The 704-nt window shown below is 47.7% G+C and carries 1 protein-coding gene and 1 pseudogene; both read right to left on the bottom strand.

Annotated elements, in window-relative coordinates; all coding sequences use genetic code 11:
* Positions 1–506, bottom strand: a 506-nt coding sequence (locus NNC77_RS16550) for a phage integrase SAM-like domain-containing protein (RefSeq protein WP_254986911.1), incomplete at its 3' end; no start/stop codon positions are given.
* 63 nt (positions 507–569) lie between these two features.
* A pseudogene (locus NNC77_RS16545) lies at positions 570–704 on the bottom strand (site-specific integrase); the annotation flags it as partial.

Below are 704 nucleotides of genomic sequence, written 5' to 3'. Positions count from 1 at the left end.
CCCTGGTCTCGTTTCAGGAATAGCTTGTATTCCTCCCCGAAATTCTCGTCTATGTCCTCAAAGGCGATGTCGTCCTTATCCAACGAATGGACAAAGGCTCTCAGGTTCTTCTGCCATGTCCGCTTGTGCAGAAAGGTCTGTCTGGCTTTTGCGGTTCGATACCATTCCACGATGGTATCACCAAAGCTCAGCAAGAACTTTCCTGTCGTGTCCTTGTCCTTCAACACTGCCTTCAGCATTTCCACGGTGATGATGCCGTTGGTGGAAAGAAGTGAGTTGTATTTATCCTTGACCTCAGCAAGGAAACCTGCCAATCGTCCGCTGTCCCTTGCGTTCCGTACCTCTCCCTTCTTGGCATTCCACTCCTGTGGGGTACAGGATATGCCTGTGGAAATGGCTGCACTTTTTCCGTCAACGGTGATGCGGCAAAGTATGTTGGCTGTTCCGTCTGCCTTCACCTTCTGTCTGTTGATGTAAGGCAAAATTGAAAATGTACTTCTGCTCATAGTTGTTGCCCTTATAATATAATAATGTAGTTGAACTGTGAAAAGAAAAGTTGAAAGCCTTGGTCATAATGCGAGAACGAAGTCCTTCTCGGTTGCAGCGATGAACTTGTCCATGTCCTCAAACAGCTTCTTTTGGGTCACTCTCGCATACCGCTGCGTCATCTTCACATCCTTGTGACCGAGCATCTTGCAGATGGT

This window comes from Segatella copri (assembly GCF_024330485.1).
Classification (GTDB): Bacteria; Bacteroidota; Bacteroidia; order Bacteroidales; family Bacteroidaceae; genus Prevotella; species Prevotella copri_L.
The sequence above is the reverse complement of the archived record's forward strand: the minus strand, read 5'-3'. Positions and strand labels throughout refer to the sequence as shown.